Source organism: Hymenobacter arcticus (genome assembly GCF_054779975.1).
The window spans coordinates 1-17,975 of record NZ_BAAGXF010000032.1 but is presented as its reverse complement, the minus strand read 5'-3'; the positions used below and the strand labels follow the sequence as shown (position 1 = coordinate 17,975).

General features: G+C 59.6%; 18 protein-coding genes and 2 pseudogenes. 13 read left to right on the top strand and 7 right to left on the bottom strand.

Annotated features, from left to right (window positions below):
- Positions 1-368: 368 nt before the first annotated feature.
- Together ACYVGC_RS24590 and ACYVGC_RS24585 are read right to left on the bottom strand one after the other, a co-directional pair.
- A complete protein-coding gene (locus ACYVGC_RS24590) occupies positions 369-1,748 on the bottom strand; it encodes a sensor histidine kinase (protein ID WP_460586494.1) in 1,380 nt (459 codons plus the stop codon).
- Entirely contained in the window at positions 1,738-3,120 is a 1,383-nt protein-coding gene (locus tag ACYVGC_RS24585) for a sigma-54-dependent transcriptional regulator (RefSeq protein WP_460586493.1), read from the bottom strand. Before ACYVGC_RS24585 ends, ACYVGC_RS24590 begins: the two co-directional genes overlap by 11 nt.
- A gap of 301 nt (positions 3,121-3,421) precedes the next feature.
- Between ACYVGC_RS24585 and ACYVGC_RS24580 the strand changes: the two genes are divergently transcribed.
- From ACYVGC_RS24580 to ACYVGC_RS24565, 4 genes are all read left to right on the top strand, one after another.
- Positions 3,422-4,681, top strand: a complete 1,260-nt coding sequence (locus tag ACYVGC_RS24580; RefSeq protein WP_460586492.1) for an efflux RND transporter periplasmic adaptor subunit — start codon at positions 3,422-3,424, stop codon at positions 4,679-4,681.
- 65 nt (positions 4,682-4,746) lie between these two features.
- On the top strand, positions 4,747-5,430 hold the full coding sequence (locus ACYVGC_RS24575; RefSeq protein ID WP_460586491.1) for an ABC transporter ATP-binding protein: 684 nt from the start codon (positions 4,747-4,749) through the stop codon (positions 5,428-5,430).
- Positions 5,431-5,452: 22 nt separating this feature from the next.
- Entirely contained in the window at positions 5,453-7,813 is a 2,361-nt protein-coding gene (locus ACYVGC_RS24570; protein ID WP_460586490.1) for an ADOP family protein, read from the top strand.
- A 63-nt stretch (positions 7,814-7,876) separates the two neighbouring features.
- On the top strand, positions 7,877-8,086 hold the full coding sequence (locus tag ACYVGC_RS24565) for a hypothetical protein (protein ID WP_460586489.1): 210 nt from the start codon (positions 7,877-7,879) through the stop codon (positions 8,084-8,086).
- A gap of 162 nt (positions 8,087-8,248) precedes the next feature.
- On the opposite strand, the gene ACYVGC_RS24560 is transcribed toward ACYVGC_RS24565, so the two are convergent.
- On the bottom strand, positions 8,249-8,827 hold the full coding sequence (locus ACYVGC_RS24560) for a TonB family protein (RefSeq protein WP_460586488.1): 579 nt from the start codon (positions 8,825-8,827) through the stop codon (positions 8,249-8,251).
- A 625-nt stretch (positions 8,828-9,452) separates the two neighbouring features.
- Between ACYVGC_RS24560 and ACYVGC_RS24555 the strand changes: the two genes are divergently transcribed.
- The 8 genes and pseudogenes from ACYVGC_RS24555 to ACYVGC_RS24520 all read left to right on the top strand — a co-directional run.
- Entirely contained in the window at positions 9,453-9,830 is a 378-nt protein-coding gene (locus tag ACYVGC_RS24555) for a transposase (protein ID WP_460586487.1), read from the top strand.
- Positions 9,831-9,847: 17 nt separating this feature from the next.
- Positions 9,848-10,258: a transposase gene (locus ACYVGC_RS24550; protein WP_460586496.1), complete on the top strand. Its 411-nt coding sequence runs from the start codon at positions 9,848-9,850 to the stop codon at positions 10,256-10,258.
- 128 nt (positions 10,259-10,386) lie between these two features.
- Positions 10,387-10,614, top strand: a pseudogene (locus ACYVGC_RS24545) (transposase); the annotation flags it as partial.
- Positions 10,615-10,711: 97 nt separating this feature from the next.
- Positions 10,712-11,374 carry a DDE-type integrase/transposase/recombinase gene (locus ACYVGC_RS24540; protein ID WP_460586486.1) on the top strand — a complete coding sequence of 221 codons (663 nt, stop codon included), beginning with the start codon at positions 10,712-10,714 and terminating at the stop codon, positions 11,372-11,374.
- On the top strand, positions 11,287-11,646 hold the full coding sequence (locus tag ACYVGC_RS24535) for a transposase (RefSeq protein WP_460586485.1): 360 nt from the start codon (positions 11,287-11,289) through the stop codon (positions 11,644-11,646). Before ACYVGC_RS24540 ends, ACYVGC_RS24535 begins: the two co-directional genes overlap by 88 nt.
- A 35-nt stretch (positions 11,647-11,681) precedes the next feature.
- Entirely contained in the window at positions 11,682-11,966 is a 285-nt protein-coding gene (locus tag ACYVGC_RS24530; RefSeq protein ID WP_460586484.1) for a transposase, read from the top strand.
- The gene (locus tag ACYVGC_RS24525; RefSeq protein WP_460586483.1) at positions 11,963-12,139 is read left to right on the top strand and encodes a hypothetical protein; all 177 of its coding nucleotides are present in this window, start codon (positions 11,963-11,965) and stop codon (positions 12,137-12,139) included. The genes ACYVGC_RS24530 and ACYVGC_RS24525 overlap by 4 nt, the downstream gene beginning before the upstream one ends.
- Before the next feature lie 102 nt (positions 12,140-12,241).
- Positions 12,242-12,436 (top strand): annotated as a pseudogene (locus ACYVGC_RS24520) (transposase); the annotation flags it as partial.
- Between the two features lie 31 nt (positions 12,437-12,467).
- Here the strand turns inward: ACYVGC_RS24520 and ACYVGC_RS24515 are convergent.
- The 4 genes from ACYVGC_RS24515 to ACYVGC_RS24500 all read right to left on the bottom strand — a co-directional run bounded on the left by ACYVGC_RS24515 (position 12,468) and on the right by ACYVGC_RS24500 (position 17,378).
- A complete protein-coding gene (locus ACYVGC_RS24515) occupies positions 12,468-13,682 on the bottom strand; it encodes a replication initiation protein (protein WP_460586495.1) in 1,215 nt (404 codons plus the stop codon).
- 959 nt (positions 13,683-14,641) lie between these two features.
- Positions 14,642-14,998: a hypothetical protein gene (locus ACYVGC_RS24510; RefSeq protein ID WP_460586482.1), complete on the bottom strand. Its 357-nt coding sequence runs from the start codon at positions 14,996-14,998 to the stop codon at positions 14,642-14,644.
- Between the two features lie 5 nt (positions 14,999-15,003).
- Complete coding sequence (locus tag ACYVGC_RS24505) at positions 15,004-15,777, bottom strand: ParA family protein (RefSeq protein ID WP_460586481.1); 774 nt, start codon at positions 15,775-15,777, stop codon at positions 15,004-15,006.
- A 1,316-nt stretch (positions 15,778-17,093) separates the two neighbouring features.
- Positions 17,094-17,378, bottom strand: coding sequence for a hypothetical protein (locus ACYVGC_RS24500; RefSeq protein ID WP_460586480.1), 285 nt, complete (start codon positions 17,376-17,378; stop codon positions 17,094-17,096).
- Between the two features lie 140 nt (positions 17,379-17,518).
- On the opposite strand from ACYVGC_RS24500, the gene ACYVGC_RS24495 reads away from it, so the two are divergent.
- Positions 17,519-17,975, top strand: a 457-nt coding sequence (locus ACYVGC_RS24495) for a PKD domain-containing protein (RefSeq protein WP_460586479.1), incomplete at its 3' end; no start/stop codon positions are given.

Genomic DNA, 17,975 nt, shown 5'->3' with positions numbered 1-17,975 from the left:
ATAACGTATCGGAAATGATGAACTCTTGAGTAGTAGCCATACCCCAAATTAATCCCTATTTGGATAGCCTCTTAGTATACGCCAGTCACTCCCAGCCAGGGCATTATTGGAGGCGTTGCCGGGTCGGCTCAGGCTGGCAATGGTCTGCGTGCGGCCGAGTATATTGGTAAAGGCTTCGCTGGTGTACTGGCTACCTCGGTCAGCGTGCACAGGTAGGCCCTTTCTAAAGCCCAGGCGGCCAAGACGCTCTACTTGCAGCAGGACAAAACAGTAGCCGAAATCGGATAATTACTTGGTGTCGGCCGGGCCACCATTTACCGTTACTTAGCTGTCCCTACCGGTGGCAGCATGGGAGCAGTCCCTGTTACTTAACGTAGGATTATGCCCATACCCCTGATGGGTAGCTGAGGGGGAAACCACAGTTGAAACGCACTGCCTGCCCCCGCTACGGAATGGACCTGAATGCTGCCCTGGTGCAACTGCATGATTTGCTTGGCTAGGCTCAACCCAATCCCGGAGCCGTTGGGGCGGGTGGTGAAAAAAGGAATAAAAATGCTGTCCAGTACGTCGGCGGGTATGCCACTCCCGTTGTCTTTTACCTCAATAACCACCCGCTCCTGTTCATCGGACCAGGCCAGCAGGCTAAGGTGAGGGTTAGGGGTTTGGGTGACTGCCTGCGCCGCATTAAGTACCAAATTGATAAGCACTTGCTCCAGTAGGTGGCCGTCGGCGTGCAGGGTGAGGTGCGCGGGCCGGATGCTAAGGGTGACCTCAATGCCTTGCGCAGCCAGTTGCTCCGCCAGTAGCTGCCAGGTAGTCTGAAGCAATTCCTGCACGTAAAGAGTCGTGCGCTGCGGCGAGGCCAGGGTGCTAAAGTCCCGGTACACTTGGGCGAAGCGCAGCAGCCCTTCGCTGCGCTGCTGGATGATGCGAATGCCGGTGCCCACGTCGTCGAGCCATTCGGCGGAAGCCTCCTGCTGCCGGGCGCGCTGCACGTGGCGGCCCAACGAATCAGCCAGCGAAGCAATGGGGGCAACCGAGTTCATGATTTCGTGCGTCATCACCCGGAGCAGTTGCTGCCAGGCGGCCGTTTCGGTATCCGCCAGGGCCTGGCTCACGTTCTTGAAGGCCAGGAGGGTGCACGCTTCACCTCGCAGCTTAAACTGGGTGGCGGACAGGAGCAGCTGCACCGTTCGGAGGCCCACCGTCAGCTTCACTACCACGGGCTGGCCGGGAACTGCCCGGCAGATGGCCTCGTAGAGGACCGGCTGCCGGGCTTGCAGCGCCTGGATGTTTTTCAGGTACGGCAGGTGCAGCGTCTGTTTAAATGCCTCGTTCACCCAAGCCACGGTGCCCACCGCGTCGTAGGATACGATACCGGTATCGAGCAGCGCCAGGATGGTTTGCAGGTACTGAAACTGCCCTTCCTGCTCGGCCCGCAAATCCCGAAATGTGGCGTTGACCTGGTTGAAGGCCTCGTGCAAAGGCCGCAGCGACGCCGGGATGGACCGCGCCGGGTACTGCCGCGAAAAGTCGCGGTACTTGAGGGCCAGCGTAAAATCGGCCAGGGCCTGCTGGCCGCGCGTTAGGTAGCGGGCCAGGTCCAGGACCAGGAGTAGCAGCAGCCCCAGGGCCCCCAGGGCTAACCAGTAAGCGTGGTGTAGCGTGGCGTACCCGCCCCCGCCCAACGCGGCCACCAGCAGCACTAGCCGCCCCAATATTCTGACATCTAAAATATTAAATATCATGCTTGTCGAGCCGACGGTATAGCGCAGTGCGGGTGAGGCCCAGTTCCTTGGCGGCTTTGGTGAGGTTGCCCTGGTGGCGCGCAATGGCCTGCTGGATGGTGTGTTTTTCTACTTCCAGCAACGGCAGCGGATTCTCAACCACGGTCGCAGCGGGCGCTGCCACCGCGGAAGTAGCCGCCGATTCAAGGTTCCGAAAGGAGAAATCGGCCGGAAGTAGCACGGGGCCAGCCCCCAGGATAACGGCCCGCTCTACGGCGTGTTGCAGTTCCCGCACGTTGCCAGGCCAGGGGTACTCGCGGAGCTTGCGCAGGGCCGCGGCGCTAAATTCCGGCACGGGTTGCCGGTTGCGGGCGGCGTACACCTGCGCGAAGTGCTGGGCCAGCAGCTGCACGTCGTCGGCCCGTTCGCGCAGGGGCGGCAGCATGATTTCGACCGTATTGAGGCGGTACATCAAGTCCTGGCGAAAGGCGCCGCGGGCTACCAGGGCGTGCAACGGGGCGTTGGTGGCCGACAACAGCCGGATATCCACCGGTACGGGGGTGTTGCTCCCGACGGGCACCACCTGGCGGTTTTGCAAGGCCGTGAGCAGCTTGGCTTGCTGCGGCAGGGCAATGTTGCCAATCTCATCCAGAAACAAGGTTCCGCCGGTGGCCGCCTCGAACCGGCCCACGCGGCTGGCCTGGGCATCCGTGAACGCGCCCTTAGTGTGCCCGAACAGCTCGCTTTCAAACAACCCCTCGCTGAGGGCGGCCACATCGGCGGCCACGAAGGGTCGGGCGGCCCGGCGCGACTGCTCGTGCAGGGATTTGGCGACCAGTTCCTTACCCGTGCCGTTCTCGCCGAGCAGCAGCACGTTGGCTTCGGTCGGGGCAACCTTTTCAATAATGGTGCGGACTTCCTGCATGGCAACTGACTCTCCGAGTAGAGCAGTAGTCGCGGCCGGCCCGACTATTTTTTTCGGGGTGCCTCCGCTTTTGCTGCCGGGTTTGGGTTGGAGGGCGGCGGCCAGCGTTTGCAGCAGCTGTTCGTTGTGCCAGGGCTTGAGCAGGAAGTCGGTGGCGCCGGCTTTGAGGGCGCGGACTGCCGTGCGCACGTCGCCATAGGCCGTAATGAGGATAACGGCCGTAGTGGGGTTGTGCTCCAGGATGCGGCCCAGCCAGTAGAAGCCCTCGTTGCCCGTCGCCTGGCCGCTGCGGTAATTCATGTCGAGTAGCACAGAGTCGAAGGGCTGCTGGCGGAGCAGGGAGAGCAGCAGCTCCGGGTTGCGCTCCGTCACGACTTCCCGCACCTCGGTTTTGAGCAGCAGCTTGAGCGCGAACAGCACATCGGGCTCGTCGTCCACCACCAGGATGCGGGCGTGCTTAAGATTCATGAAAAAGGCTTGGTAAAACGTAAAAGTCGGGATTGGCAGGCACTCGTCCAATGCAGGCCACATAAATCGTGCAGGCATCGGAAAATACTGAATTTCAGTCGGCCAGGCGGTTTTCAGCCCATCAATAGATTCGAACTGTATCAGAACTGAACGGTCAACTGTATCAAAACCGGACGCTTGGCTGAAACTGTCAACCAGGACTTAAAATCAGACTGCTGATTAGCAAAGGTTTGTGAGTAAGGCACCGTTCTTGGCACCTCTGGTCACTAGCTTTTTGCGGCTAGTGCCTGCGCCAAACTGAATGGATGTCCTGATACCGAAGAAAAAATGGTCGTTTGTCACCCGCTGGTGGTGGCTGGGGGCCCTACTGCTGGCGGGTACGGGCGCGGCCGGCCTCTACTGGCCTAGGCCGGGCCAGCGGCTGCACGTCGCGGCCAGCCGGCTGACCATCAGCCCCGTTACGCGGGGTAATTTTCAGGAATTCACGGCCATCGACGGGGTGGTGCAGCCGCTACGCACCGTGTACCTGGACGCAGTGGAGGCCGGCACGGTGCAGCAGGTACTGGTGGAAGAAGGCACGACCTTGACGGCGGGCCAGCCGTTGCTGCGGCTGGCTAACCCCGACCTGCAACTGGAAATGGTAAACCGCGAAACGGCCGTGTACGACCTGATGAACAACCTGCACAACACCCGCACCCAACTACTGCAAAACCGCATTCTGCGCCAAAACCAGCTAGCCGACATCGACTTTCAGCTGGCCGAGGCCCGGCGGGTGTTCGACACCAACCAGGTGCTGTACGACCAGAAGGTGATTGCGCGGCAGGACTACCTGCAGAGCCAGAACGCCTACCGCTACCAGCGGCGCCGGCGACAGCTGACGCAGCAGACCCTGCGGCAAGACTCCATAGCCATGCAGCAGCAGCTGGGCACAATGCAGGAATCGGTACAGCGCATGACCAGCAACCTGGCCCTGATGCGGCGCAAGATGGACGACCTGCTGCTGCGGGCCCCGGTCGGCGGGCGGCTCAGCTCGCTGGCCGCGGAAGTGGGCGAGGCCAAAACCCGGGGGCAGCGCCTGGGGCAGATTGACGCGTTGGCGGGCGTGAAACTACACGCCGCGGTGGACGAGTTTTACATTGCTCGCATTGGAGCCGGTCAGGTGGGCGAAGTGGTGGTGGAGGGCCGGGCCTACCCCCTGCGCGTGACCAAAATCTTCGCCCAAGTGGCCAAAGGCCTGCAAATTGACCTGGCCTTTACCGGCACCCCGCCACCGGGCCTGCGGCGGGGCCAGACCCTACCCATCCGGCTGGCGCTGAGTGCGAAGGCCCCGGCGGTGCTGCTGCCCAAAGGTGGCTTTTACCAGCAAACTGTGGGTAACTGGGCCTTCAAGCTGGGGGCCGACGGCACCCGAGCCCAACGGGTGGCCATCCGGCTGGGTCGGCAGAACCCCGACTACTACGAGGTGCTAGCGGGCCTGCGGCCCGGCGACCAGGTTGTGACGTCCAGCTATGAGGGCTACGCCGACCAACAGGAACTGGTACTGGATAACGGGCGGCCGTAGGCATTTTAATAACTGATGTTACTGCGTAACGTCAGTAACTACTTGGCCATAAAAGACTGATAATCATGATTAAGACCGAAAACCTGGAGAAGATATACCGCACCGAAGAGGTGCAAACCAAGGCGCTGAGCCACGTCTCGCTGAGCGTGGAGCAAGGGGAGTTTGTGGCCATCATGGGCCCCTCGGGCTGCGGCAAATCAACGCTGCTCAACCTGCTGGGCCTGCTCGACGAGCCCGACGGCGGCAGCCTGCAACTGCTGGGCACCGAGACTAGCCGCTACTCGGAGCGCCAGCGGGCCGAGCTGCGCAAGCGCAGCCTGGGCTTCGTGTTTCAGAGCTTCAACCTGATTGATGAGCTGACGGTGTTTGAAAACGTGGAGCTGCCCCTGCGCTACCTCGGCGTGGGGGCCGCCGAGCGGCGGCAGCGGGTGGAACAAGTATTGGAGAAAATGCAGCTGCTGCACCGGCGCAACCACTTTCCGCTGCAACTCTCGGGCGGGCAGCAGCAGCGCGTGGCCGTGGCCCGCGCCGTGGTGAACGCCCCGCCGCTGCTGCTGGCCGACGAGCCCACTGGCAACCTCGACTCGGCCAGCGGCCACGACGTGCTGGGCCTGCTGACCGAGTTGAACGAAGCGGGCACCACCGTGCTCATGGTCACGCACTCGGAGCACGACGCCCGGTACGCCCGGCGCGTCATCCGCCTGCTCGACGGGCAGGTGGTGCTGGAAAACAGCCGCAGCCAATTCTGAACGCCTTCCTCCCCCTTCGGCCATGCTCCCCTACCCCCTGCTGCTACTCTACCGCAACTTTAAGCGGTTCAAAAGCACGTTCTTCATCAACCTAATTGGCCTCTCGACCGGCCTGGCCTGCGCGCTGCTCATCTACCTGTGGATAAGCGACGAGCGCAGCTTCGACCGCTACCACGCCCTGGACGGCCGGCTCTACCAGGTGCTGGAAAACCGCCGCACGGCCGCCGGCATCGAGACCCAAACCGGCACCGTGCCGCTGCTGGCCGAGGCCCTGCGGCGGGAAATGCCGGAGATTGAATTCGTGGCCACTACCACGCCGGTCCCGTTTTTTCCCCCGTTCACGCTGGCGGCGGGCGGCCAGCAGCTCACCGCCGTCCCCAAATACGCGGACCCGGCCTTCTTCCAGCTGTTTTCCTACCCCCTGCTGGTGGGTACCCCCGCCACGGTGCTGCGGGATAAACACGCCATTGTCCTCTCCGAAGCCCTGGCCACCAAACTCTTTGGGTCGCCGCAGCGCAGCCTGGGCAAAGCCGTGAAATGGCAACTGGCCGCCGATAGCACGCAGACCAGCCTGGTGGCCGGGGTCTTTGCCGGGGTGCCCCGCAACTCGTCCGAGCAGTTTGACTTCGTGCTGCCCTTTGCCTCGTTCAGGGACCGGATGCAGATGAGCGAGACCATCAAGTGGGACGACGACGGCCCCTTCACCACCTACCTGGCCTTGAAGGAGGGGGCCGACCCCGCGCAATTTCAAGCTAAGCTGGCGGGCTTGTTGAAGACCAAAAGCGCGCAGGCCCAGGCCCAGGGGCGCACGCTGTTTGTGCGGCCGTTCGCAGCGGGGTACCTGCACGGCACCTACGAAAACGGCGTCGCCACCGGGGGGCGCATTGCCTACGTGCGGCTGTTCGCCCTGATTGCCGGGCTCATTCTGGTGATTGCCAGCATCAATTTCATGAACCTGTTCACTGCCAAGGCCTCGCGGCGGGTCAAGGAAGTGGGCATTCGCAAGGCCCTGGGGGCGAGCCGCGCCGCACTGGTGGGGCAGTACCTGACCGAGTCTGTGGTGATGGCCTTGCTGGCCCTGGTGGTGGCCGTGGGGCTGGTGCAGCTCGTGCTCCCGCAGTTCAGTGAGCTGACGGGCAAGCCCTTAGTCTTGCGGTGGGAGTGGCAGCTGGTGGGGGCCGGCCTGGCCCTAGCGCTGGGTACGGGGCTGCTGGCGGGCAGCTACCCCGCGTTCTACCTGTCGGGGTTCCAGCCGGCGGCCGTGCTGAAAGGCAAGCTGCCGACCAAGGCCGGCGACGTGTGGACGCGGCAGGGCCTGGTCGTGCTGCAGTTCACGCTCTCGGTGCTGTTCATCGTTGCCGTCGTAGTGGTCAACGCGCAGCTGACGTTTGTGCAGCGCCAGCCGCTGGGCTACGACAAAGCCCACGTGCTCCGCTTTGATACGGGCGGCAAGGCGGCGCGCCAGCAGGCGGCCTTTCTGGCCGAGGTGAAGAAATTGCCCGGCGTTGTGCAGGCGTCCAGCGTCTTGGGCGGCTTCCTGGGGGGGCGCCACGTTGAGGAGATGAGCTGGCGGGGTAAGCGCCTGCCAGTAGGGACGATGCTGGTCAACTATGACCTGGTGGAAACGATGGGCCTGCACCTGGTAGCCGGCCGCAGCTTTGCGCCGCAGTTCCGCGCCGACAGCGCCGCCATCATCGTCAACCAGACCCTGGTGGCCGGCCTGGGGATGCCGGACCCCGTGGGCCAACGGCTCGACGGGGCCCGCATCGTGGGCGTGGTCCACGACTTCCACTACGAGTCCCTGCACGAAAAAATCAAACCCCTTCGCCTCCAACTCGACCCCACGATTAACACGGTGCTAGTGAAGCTCCAGCCCAACGCGGAACAGGCCGCGATTGCGCGGCTTCAGCAACTGTACGCCGCCTACAACCCCGGCTTTACGCTCGACTACACATTTCTGGATGCCGACTACCAGGCCCAGTACGTAGCCGAGCGGCGGGTGGCGGTGCTCGCCCGCTACTTCGCCGGGCTGGCCATTCTCATTTCCGCCCTGGGCCTGCTGGGGCTAGCGGCCTTCACCGCCGAGCGGCGGCGCAAAGAAATCGGTATCCGCAAGGCCTTGGGCGCGAGCGAGCTGGGCATTGTCTGGCTGTTGACCAGCAGCCTGACCAGGCTGGTGGTCGTGGCCATCATACTGGCGCTGCCCCTGAGCTACCTGCTACTGCAGCGGTGGTTGGAAGGCTTTGCCTACCACGTGGCGTGGCAGTGGTGGTACTTCGCGGCGGCCGGACTGGGGGCCCTACTCATTGCTTGGCTCACCGTAAGCGTGCAGGCCTGGCGAGCCGCCCGCCGCAACCCCGTGCTGAGCCTGCGGGCCGAGTGAGAGGAAGATAGGCTGTCTGCTCTGAACTGTTCAAAGCAATGAGTTGCCCTCCTAAATTGGAAAATGTCGTTCAACGAATACGCCTACCAGTACTCTCTGTTCCTACTCTTTGCTACCTCAAAAAGTGCCACGGTCTGGGACGCCCTAGCCTTGCACAACGAACTGCTCGACCAAGTGCAAATCATCTTTGTGGATGGTGGCTTCGGCTCTCGCTTCCGGCAGCAGTTAGCCCAACGCGGCATCCAATTGCCCACGGGCGTGCTGGCGCAGTGAGAGCGCTTTTTTATCCACGCGAAGCGCTGGGTAGTCGAGCGCAGCGGGCAACAACCGACGACTGGCCAAAGATTATGAACGCAAAATGACACACGCGAACGCTTGGCTTTACGTAGCCAATATCCGACGACTTGCTCGCTTAACTTAAACAGCTACTACAACTCACTGCAATTCAAACTTTATACGCAGGTAGGTTGCCGCTCGCACGGGATTGCCTTTTAGGTGGGCGGGCGTCCACCAAGGCATCAGGCGGACGAGCCGCAGTGCCTCTTCATCAAGCCCAGCCCCACAGCCTTTGGCCACTTCTGCCTCGAGAATACGGCCCATCTCATCCACCACAAAGCCTACTAGCACACTGCAGGAGGTACTTTGCTTTTGGGCTTCGGCAGGATAATGAAAGTTTTGTTTGAGGTAGAGCCGATAGGCTGCTACACCCCCCGGAAAAGCTGGCGGCTCATCAGCGACAACTATGGAGGCGCGATTAGCCTCGAGGCCCGCTCGAATGGGCGCCACTTCTCCAACCTTGTAGAGTACGATAGCGAGTGAATTGCTTTTTTGTACAAGCAGAGTCTGCGTTTGGTAACCCGCACAGTTAAGAATCAACAGTGGTGTTTCCTCCTCGCATGCCAGCATAAAATTGCCGCTGGCGTTAGTGGTAGTGGCTGTGCCCAGGCCCTTAACCATAATAACTACCCCCGGTATCGGGGCATTAGCTTGGTTGCGCACTTGCCCTGCTAACATAGTGAGCGGCCTACTAGCCGCTATTACTCCCTGACTAGCTAGCAGCAAACAAGCAAAAGCTAGCACCTTAGCTAAGTAGCACCAGCCACTATTTTCTAGCATAGTGACGCAGTAAGTTTTGTAAGAAATCATATTTCAGCGCGTCGCTATTTGCCATAAATTATCCATTTTACTAATCCTACCAGCGAAGCACCCCAACTCCAAACGCTGGCTACGTGCTACTAACGCAGCACTAGGCAGTGGATAGCAGTAACCTCGATGCATTTCGAAACCAAGCAAGCGCTATTTTTAAGCGGGCTTAGCTTAACGATGTAAAATTCCGTAATCGTTGTTTCTTGGATATTACACGAATAATATCATATTGTTTTTACGCGCTATCTGCTTTATTACAAGCTCATTGACGTATGAATGCATTGATGGTAGATGTAACTTTCCCGTAGCAACTACCTACCCCGCTCCCTCGCAGCGGGCCCAGGACCGGTTCGCACAAAGGTTGCACTGCTATGTCAACGCAGTTTCTTACTCGCCAACTTAACCAGTTCCCTGCGGCGAGCTACTAATCCCTAATTCCCAAACATGTTCTCAGAGGGAGTAGGGAAAAGAAAGCGCTATGTAAATTTGGTCTATGTTTCGCGCTGCTTATGCTACTGATTTAACGGCTACTGAATGGCAACTGGTTGAGCCTTATGTGCGCACTAGTGGTCTAGGTCGGCCCCCACTGCATAGTAAACGGGAGTTACTCAACGCTATTTTCTACCAGTTGCGGGCCGGCAGCGCCTGGCCTTTATTGCCCCATGACTTACCCCCCTGGCGCACGGTCTACAAGCAGTTTGAAGCCTGGCGTGAGGACGGTACCTGGGACCGCTTGCGCGACGGTCTGCGGCGGCAGGTGCACCAACTCACCCGGGAGGCCGAACCCACGGCAGGGGCCATCGACTCGCAGTCCGTGCGCACGGGCGGTAAAAGGGGGGCTGTCACGGCTACGACGCGGGCAAGCAAGTAGCTGGCCGTAAGCGTCATATCGCCGTTGATACCCAGGGCCTGCCCCTGGCTGTACTCGTGCAGGCAGCTAGCGTGCAAGACCCTGTGGGCGCGGCCCCGGTGCTAGCCCAGGCAAAGGCCAGCGCCCCGCAGTTGCAGCTGCTTTGGGCTGACGCCCGCTACCAAGGACCGCTCGTGGCCACGGCTGCCGCCGCGTTGGGCCTGCGCGTGAAGGTTATCCGGGGCCCGCCCGGCACCAAGGGCTTCGTGGTGCTACCCCGGCGCTGGGTCGTGGAACGCTCCTTCGGCTGGCTCAGTAAGTACCGCCGCGTGGCAGGCCGAGATTACGAAACCAATCCGCGTGTCAGTGAGGCCATTAGCAAAGCCTGTTTTTGTCAGCTCATGCTGCGCCGACTGGCCAAAGGGCCGCCACCTAAACATAGCCATTGATTTTCCCTATTCCCTCTAAGACCTTCGGTCTCTTCGAACGTCAGTAAGCGAATGTCCGCGTCTAGCGTAATCGTGGAGTTGAGGTGGTCGGGTAGGAATGGACACGGCGAAAGTAACTTTCCCTTGTCATGGAAGCAGAAAAACCAGCTGGTAAACGGCAGCGAACCAAGTATGATACGGCCTTTCGGGTCGAGGCAATACGCCGCGTGACCCAGGACGAACAGGCGGCCGCACGCGTAGCGCAGGCACTGGGCATGAGCGAGGCGCTGCTCGGGCGCTGGGTGCGGGCCGCGCGAGCGCAAGCGGCCCACCCTGCGGGCAGCGAAGCGTTGGAGCAGGAAAACAAGCAGTTGCGGGCACAGCTAGCCCGCGCCGAAATGGAGCGCGATATTTTAAAAAAAGCGCTGACCATCTCCCAAATGCTTGACACGCATTTTCACAACCGACGGGCCGATGAAACGCTTCGCTTTTATTGCCTTACAGGCTGCCTACTGGCCCGTGCGGCAGCAGTGTCAGCTGCTGGGCGCCAGCCCCAGCGGCTACTACGCCTGGCGCAAGCGGGCGCCCGCTCCGGCGACCGAGCCGGCGCTGCCCGCTTGGCAAGTGGCGGCCCGGCGCGTGTTTACCAGCCATGCCGGCCGCTATGGCCAGCGTCGGCTACGCGCCCAGTTGCGCCGCGAGGGCCACGAGGTAGGTCGGCAGCGTTTGCGCGGCTGGCTCAGCGCCAGCGGCTTACGCGCCCTGTGCACGCGCGTGAGTTCGCGGCCGCGCACCACACAGGCTGACCCGCAGGCCGTAGCTGCCGCTAACAAGTTAGCCACCTGGCCGGCGGCCACGGCGCCAAACCAAATCTGGGTGGGCGACATCACCTACCTGGCGCTAGCCACCGGGCAGTGGGCGTATCTGGCTTGTTGGCGCGATGCCTTTTCCCGGCGCGTCGTGGGCTGGCATGTCAGCGACTCCTTACACACCGACTTGATTCTGACTGCTTTTAATCGGGCGGTGGCTAGCTGCCAGCCTCCACCAGGGTGCTGGTACATGCCGACCGCGGCAGCCAGTACACCAGCGACGCCTTTACCGCCCTGCTGGACCGCACGCAGGCGATTGCCAGCCTAGGCCGACCAGGCAATCCCTACGATAATGCGCTGGCCGAGAGCGGCTGGAGCACGCTCAAGACGGAACTGCTGCCCCGTGGAGCCTGCTTTGCCGACTTGGAAGAGGCACGCCTCGAACTAGCTGACTACCTCGACCATTACTACAACACGCAGCGCCTGCACTCCGCGCTGGGCTACTGCACCCCGCTCGAAATCGAACTCCATTATCTCTTTAACCTATCCTTAGCTCCGTGTCCGCTGGCACCCGACCACCCCAGTAGTACTCCCCAATAGTTGGACAGTTTAGGCGGGCTATCTTAGTCAACGTCATGAGTCCCAAACGCACCCGCCGTCACTATACGGCCGAGTTCAAAGCCGAGGTAGCGCTGGCCGCCCTCGCCGAGCGCCAGCCGCTGGCCGAGTTGGCCGCTCACTATCAGTTGGCCCCGGCCCAAATCAGTCGCTGGAAGCTGCACCTGCGTCAACAAGCCGCGCAGGTTTTTACCGAAGCCCCCGCGCCAGTGGCGGCCCCGCCCGACGTGGAGCCGCTCTATGCCGCCATCGGCCGCTTGCAGATGGAAAATACGCTGCTAAAAAAAACGCAGCCCCGATGAGCACCGCCCAGCAACGCTTGCTGGTGCAAGCCGCCGACCCAGCCGGCAGCTCGGTAGTCGCTCGCTGCCAGGCCCTGGGGCTGGCTCGCAGCAGTTTCTACTACCAGCCTAAAGCCGAAACTGCGCTAAACCTGACGCTCATGCGCCTGCTCGAGGAGGATTACGCGCCATAAGTTCACGGGCGTGCGCGGGCTGCGTGACCACTTGCGCCTGGCCGGCTATTTGGTCAACGAAAAGCGCGTGCGCCGCCTGGTGCGCCTAAATTGACCTACAAGTTATTAAAAAGCCCAAAAGGGCAGACGGGCTTCGTGTTTTTGCCGCGCCGCTGGGTCGTCGAGCGCAGCTTTGCCTGGCTGAGTCGCTTCCGGCGGCTGGGCCGTGCTTGCGAACGGCTAAGCACCAGCTTACAACAGCTGCATTTTGTGGTCTTCGCCTGTATTATGTTGGCCAAACACGCCGCAAGTGCATGACAGCCTCTAGGAAACAAGTCCAAGGGCGGGCCTACTGCTGCCCGGTTTTTAATACGAGCACCTGCTTGCCACCCCGCTTTTCCATCACAAAGCCCTGGCTCAAGTAAATGCGTTGCAGGTGCTCCTCAAACGTAGGGGCACGTTCGCTCCGCTTGATGAAAGGCCCTGGATTATCATACATTTCCCGCACTTCCCCGAGTTGGTAAACTGTTTCGGCCGGGGCCGCCGGGACCGGTTTGCTACTTGCTTTTCGCACCGGCTTTTGCGTTACTGGCACTGCCACGGGCTCCAGGCTGCGGCGAAACTCTTCGAGCAGCAGCTTGCCCGTAATGCACTTGTAGACGTAGTCGGCCGGCTTGCGAATCTTCGCCTTGCGGGGCCGGCGCATCACCTCCAGCACATAGCTCAGGTACTCAACCGGGTACTGGCCTTCGGCTAGGTGCCGGCCGATAACATCGCAGCCGGCCTCCCCTACCCCAATGGTCAGCAGCTCGGCGGCCCAGGCCTCCTGCACCGGCGGCGTGTCCGTCGTTGCTAACGGCAATTTGGTAGCAGATGGCTCCAGCACGAGGGGACTGGCATTGAACGTGAAGCGAATCTGCTTCACCGCCTTGCCTTCGCGCAGCAGTTCCATTTCAAAGCATAAGTCGGTATCAGCCAGCTCTTCCTGCGCCTTGTCCAGCACCTTTGCTTTAAAGTTGTTGAAGCGGTCGGCGTACTCATCGGCCCGGATGCCCAGCCGAAACCGCAGGTCTTCCACCGTGAAGACACGCGTACCAAACTTTCGGTACTCCGATAGCAGCCAGTAAATCTTGAATGAGTGACTGCTATTCAGGCTTTTAAGCTCCGTAGTCAGGCTTTTTGTGAAGTTACCTCGCTCCGTTAATTGCAGCAAATACGGCACAAAATCGGGGTTGACCTTCACAAAAAGGCCGCCCCGCTGCCGCATGTAGCGCGCCTTGGTGATGAAAGAAATGTACTCGTAGTCGGGCTTATTCATCCGCTCCCCGTTCGGCCCCAGCAGCTCTACATACAGCGTCCGGTTCAGCAGGCGCTTGGCTAATCCCTTGATTTGTAGGTAGGCACTTCCCCCTGTTTCTTCTCCCACCAATTCCGGGGCCGGGATAAAGTACTCCTTGAACTCCTCATCGTCCGGGTGGATGCGCGCCAAAATCGCCGTAAAGGCGCGCCACTCTAAGGTATTGAGCACAAATGAACTGTTTATCAGCGCATTATGCTGGCGCACTTCTGGTCGCGGCGAGATGATGGTTAGCTGGCTGGTCACAAAACGGCAATTTGGTAGCAGATGGGGTTTTCAAGGTACGAATTTCTCTGCGATGGCCACTCGCCGGCCCGGCAAAACGGCAATTTGGTAGCAGCTACCAAAGGCCCTCCGAAACGGCAATTTGGTAGCAGATAGCGTTTTCTAAAACGGCAGTTTGGTAGTCGTGAAACGGCAATTTGGTAGCAGATAACGGCAATTTGGTAGCAGATAACGTTTTCTAAAACGGCAATTTGGTAGTCGTGAAACGGCAATTTGGTAGCAGATAACGGCAATTTGGTAGCAGATAACGGCAATTTGGTAGCAGATGGGCCTCGCAAACAATTACTAATCAATATGTTATGGGACCAGTAAAGACTATAAAACTTATTAATAAGTAAAGACTAGCTAGTGATTTTTTTTAGAAAGTTGGTGGCTTCGCCAACTCGCTTTTAGCAGTCAAATGTCAAGTCTGGCTTCGCACACCGGCCGCGAAAAAATTATAATATAATACTTATTATATTATAAGCCCTCTTTTTGCAGAATCGCCTAGCCGCGGGAGCTATGAAATGAGCACTAGCTCTCTCCCTCTGCCCTACTTGGGTAAAAGCCGAAATTATGGCAATCGGTCAGCGGCCCGATTAACAGTCTGGACGCAATAAGAGCCCCTCCAGCGCATCGGCAGTACTTCACTTGACCCTGAGCTAGTCAGCAGCATCCCCGCTCGCCTACAGCCCACCGCAAGGGGGTTCTTGGGGCCTTGCTACCCGTTGCTAGGCCTCCCTATGTGTTATTGCTTTCACTGTAGCGGCGTGGGGGCTGTTCTGGCTAGCCAAATGGCAGTAGCCTCCCCAATGGCCGGAAACTCCTCCCCTATCTGGCAGAGAAGGGGCTCCGGCCCGGCGTACGGCTCTGGCCGACGCCGGTAGTCAACTGGTATTTCGCTAGTCAGGCTTGCGCACCAGGCGCTTGAGCGTTTTAGCGGCTACTTTGGGGGGCAGGGCCTTCTTGGCTTCTGGTTTATCGGCCAGGTAAGCCACTAGGGCCTCGTGTAGCACCTCATGTAGCTCCATGTGCGCCCAGTACTCGTATTGGCGCAGCTCGCGGTACACCTCGGGCTTAAGCTGATTGGTGAAAACCACCCGGCTTACTTCCTTGGGGGCGGTGGGCTCGGGTTCGGCGGGGGCGATGGCCGCCACTGGGGAGGGGGCTGGGGCCGCACTGGGCTCTACCCCGTATATCAGGTCGTCGGCACTCGCGGCCACCCTAGGGCGCGTGCCAGTCATGGAGGGCTTACCCATAAAAATCAGGAAATACGGGTGAGAATTTCGTCTGTGAGGCCGCGGTAGTCAGCGGCTCCATTGGAATTAGGTGCCCAGTCATAGATGGGCCGCTGCATGCTCTGGGCCTCATCCAGCGAAACGTTTTCCCGAATGGTCTGGCGCATAATGAGCGCGGCCAGGGCCGGGTCGGCCTGAAGGTCGCGGGCGTACTGGTGGTGCAGGGCCTTGCGGTAGGTAGGCGAGTATTTGGTGAAGAAAATGCCCCCGACCCGCAACTGCGGATTGAAGTTGCGCTTGAGGCGAGCCACCATCTCGATGAGCGCCGTCATCCCCTCGCTGCCAAATAAATTGGGCTGTAGCGGAATGAACACCGCCTCGCTGGCCACCAGTGCTGATACGGTAAGCGGCCCCAAGTTAGGGGCAGTGTCAATGATGACGTAGTCGAAACGGGACTGTACGTCTTCGAGCTGGTGGCGGAAAAAGAACTGGTAGTCGGGCGCATTGCCGAAGCCCTTTTCTTGCTGGGCCATGATGCGCGCCGACCGCACCATACTCAGCCCCGCGCTGAGCGGGTAGCAGAGCGAGGCCAGCGCGGGCACCCCCTCCCCTTCCGTGAGCGCCAGGCCCAGGTGCGGGTGCTCGGCTGGCAGCCCCGAGGCGGTGCTGGCATTGGCCTGCGGGTCGGCATCAATGAAGAGCACCCGGCTGCCCAGCTCGGCCAGGCGGTGGGCAACCGACAGGGCGGAAGTAGTCTTGCCGACCCCCCCCTTGTTGTTGGCAAATGTTAGGATACGCATATGTTGGTAAAGTAAAATATTTAAAAGAAGGCTGCTAACGGGCAACACTGCAATATGACAACATGGTCAACACAAAAATACTACTTGCATTGCAACACAAAAATACAAGCAACATAGAAATATCAGTCATACCGCAACATAAAAACATACGCAATATAAATTTACTAGCCATACTGTAACACAAAAACATGGTCAACACAAAAATACGAGCAATACTGCAATATGCGTGTAATAGTTATGCGTAAACAAGGGGGGTGCTGGTCATGCTGCAATACGTATTTACGGCAATTTTTTATTTGCAAAACACTCAATCATATTGCATTATGCGTTATGCCTGCTTATTTTTATTTGCCGAATATTTATTTACAATATCCAAATATACTAAATTATTTATCTTTTTGAAGAACGGCACTCATGCGAAACTTTTGCTGTTTGATAAATACTGCAACACAAGCAGTACAGCAATACAAACATAGTCAAAATATGAAAATACGGCAACACCAGCAATATGGCAACACGAGCTAGTTACCCCTGACAAGGGTAACGTTTGAAAGCTAGTGATACACAAGGTGGTGGATTCTGTAAGGAAACGGAAAAAGGAAGAGTCAGCTGGGGACCTAATGAGTAGCCTAGTTTACCAGCCTTGTGGCAGCGCTAGAAGCAGCGGAAAAGCGGCCGCTTCATCGGCAGACACTGTCGGTAAGCGTTGGCTGGGCTTGAGTCTTAGCCCTGAAAAGGATGAGCAGGGTAAGCGACTGATAAGCTTTGCCAAAAGCTCCTTCCGAAGGGTGTAGGCCCCAAAAAGTGTTCGTTCGGGTGAGGGGTGCTGGCGGCGAGGCAAGCCCACAACGTCGAGCCAGGGGCAATAAAGTATGCGGGTAAGAGGCTAGAATGGAAGGCAATCGGACCAGAATCGTGGGAGATTTTGGTGACCAGCAGTGGCAGAACCCCAGGGATGGGGCACTGGTGAGCCCAAAGTGTAACCTGTCAACAGCCTGCTGAAAGTATGCAATAGCGAGGACAGTGCCCGGCGGATAGCCCGCCTTACAATGAACGAGAGGGGGCAATACTAATAGGGGAGGGGACTGCCTGCTCGTTGTGAGTGGCGCTCGAATGAGCCAGTAGGGCGACGTATTTTACTGCCGTGCTGGTAGCAGCGGAAGCCACTGGTAGCGCCCGAGTCAGGTAATGGGTAGTTGGGAATCTCAGCTTGCAGGGCGATTCTTTGATGAGGCAGTGGGGAAGAATAATGCAGGCCCTTGCACAAGAAAAGAAACGCTACTGATGCCATGCAGTGATGGGAGGCAGTCGATGAATTAGCCTAGCAGCGCCGGCTGCCGCAACTCTCTAACAGTCTGCCAGGCTTGTTCAAAATCGCGCCGCAGCCCCTGCTCCGCAAAGGGCAGCAGCCGGCAGACGTGCGTGATGCAGCGGAGTAGCTGCCGGTGCAAGTCGTGCGTGAGTAGTAGCAGGGGCTGTAAGCCAGCTACGTATACGGCCACGGCGGCGTGGCTCTGCTGCTCAGGCGAGAGGCCTCCCAGCAAATAGATTTCCCGCAGGAAGTGCTGCATTCGAAACAGGGCGCGGGGCTCGGTGGCCACGTGGCGCCCGAAGCTGAGCAAGTACTGCCGCGCTGCGCCGCTAAACTGTCCGCCAGCGGCGACGAACCGTCGTAGTGCTGCCCAACACGCTGATGCCCAAGCCAGCCTTCCGGTTGGCTTACGTTCAGACGTGCGGGCCCTTGAAAATAGCTTTTACGAACCTGAGCGTGGGTAGTACGGCTTACCGCTGGGATTTTGGGGATGGCACTACTTCCACGGCAGCCGCACCGCCCGCCCACACCTACGCGGTGCCCGGTGCCTACGCCATCCGGCTGGTGGCCACCGGCCCCACCTACGCCGACTCTACCCAGCAGGAAACGGCCGCCGCGACCACCTGTCCCAGCTACTGCGTGAGCACCGCCTGGGGCGGCAACGAGGACTCGCCGCTGTATTTTACCCGCGTGGCCCTGGCCGATATGGACAATCGGGAGGAGCGCGGCCCGCGCGTGGGCTACCGCGACTACACCCGCTACGTGGCTACCGTACGGCAGGGGCAAACCGCGCGGCTGCGGGCCGAGACCCTGAGGTGGTCGGGTAAAAATGGACACGGCGAAAGTAACTTTCCCTTGTCATGGAAGCAGAAAAACCAGCTAGTAA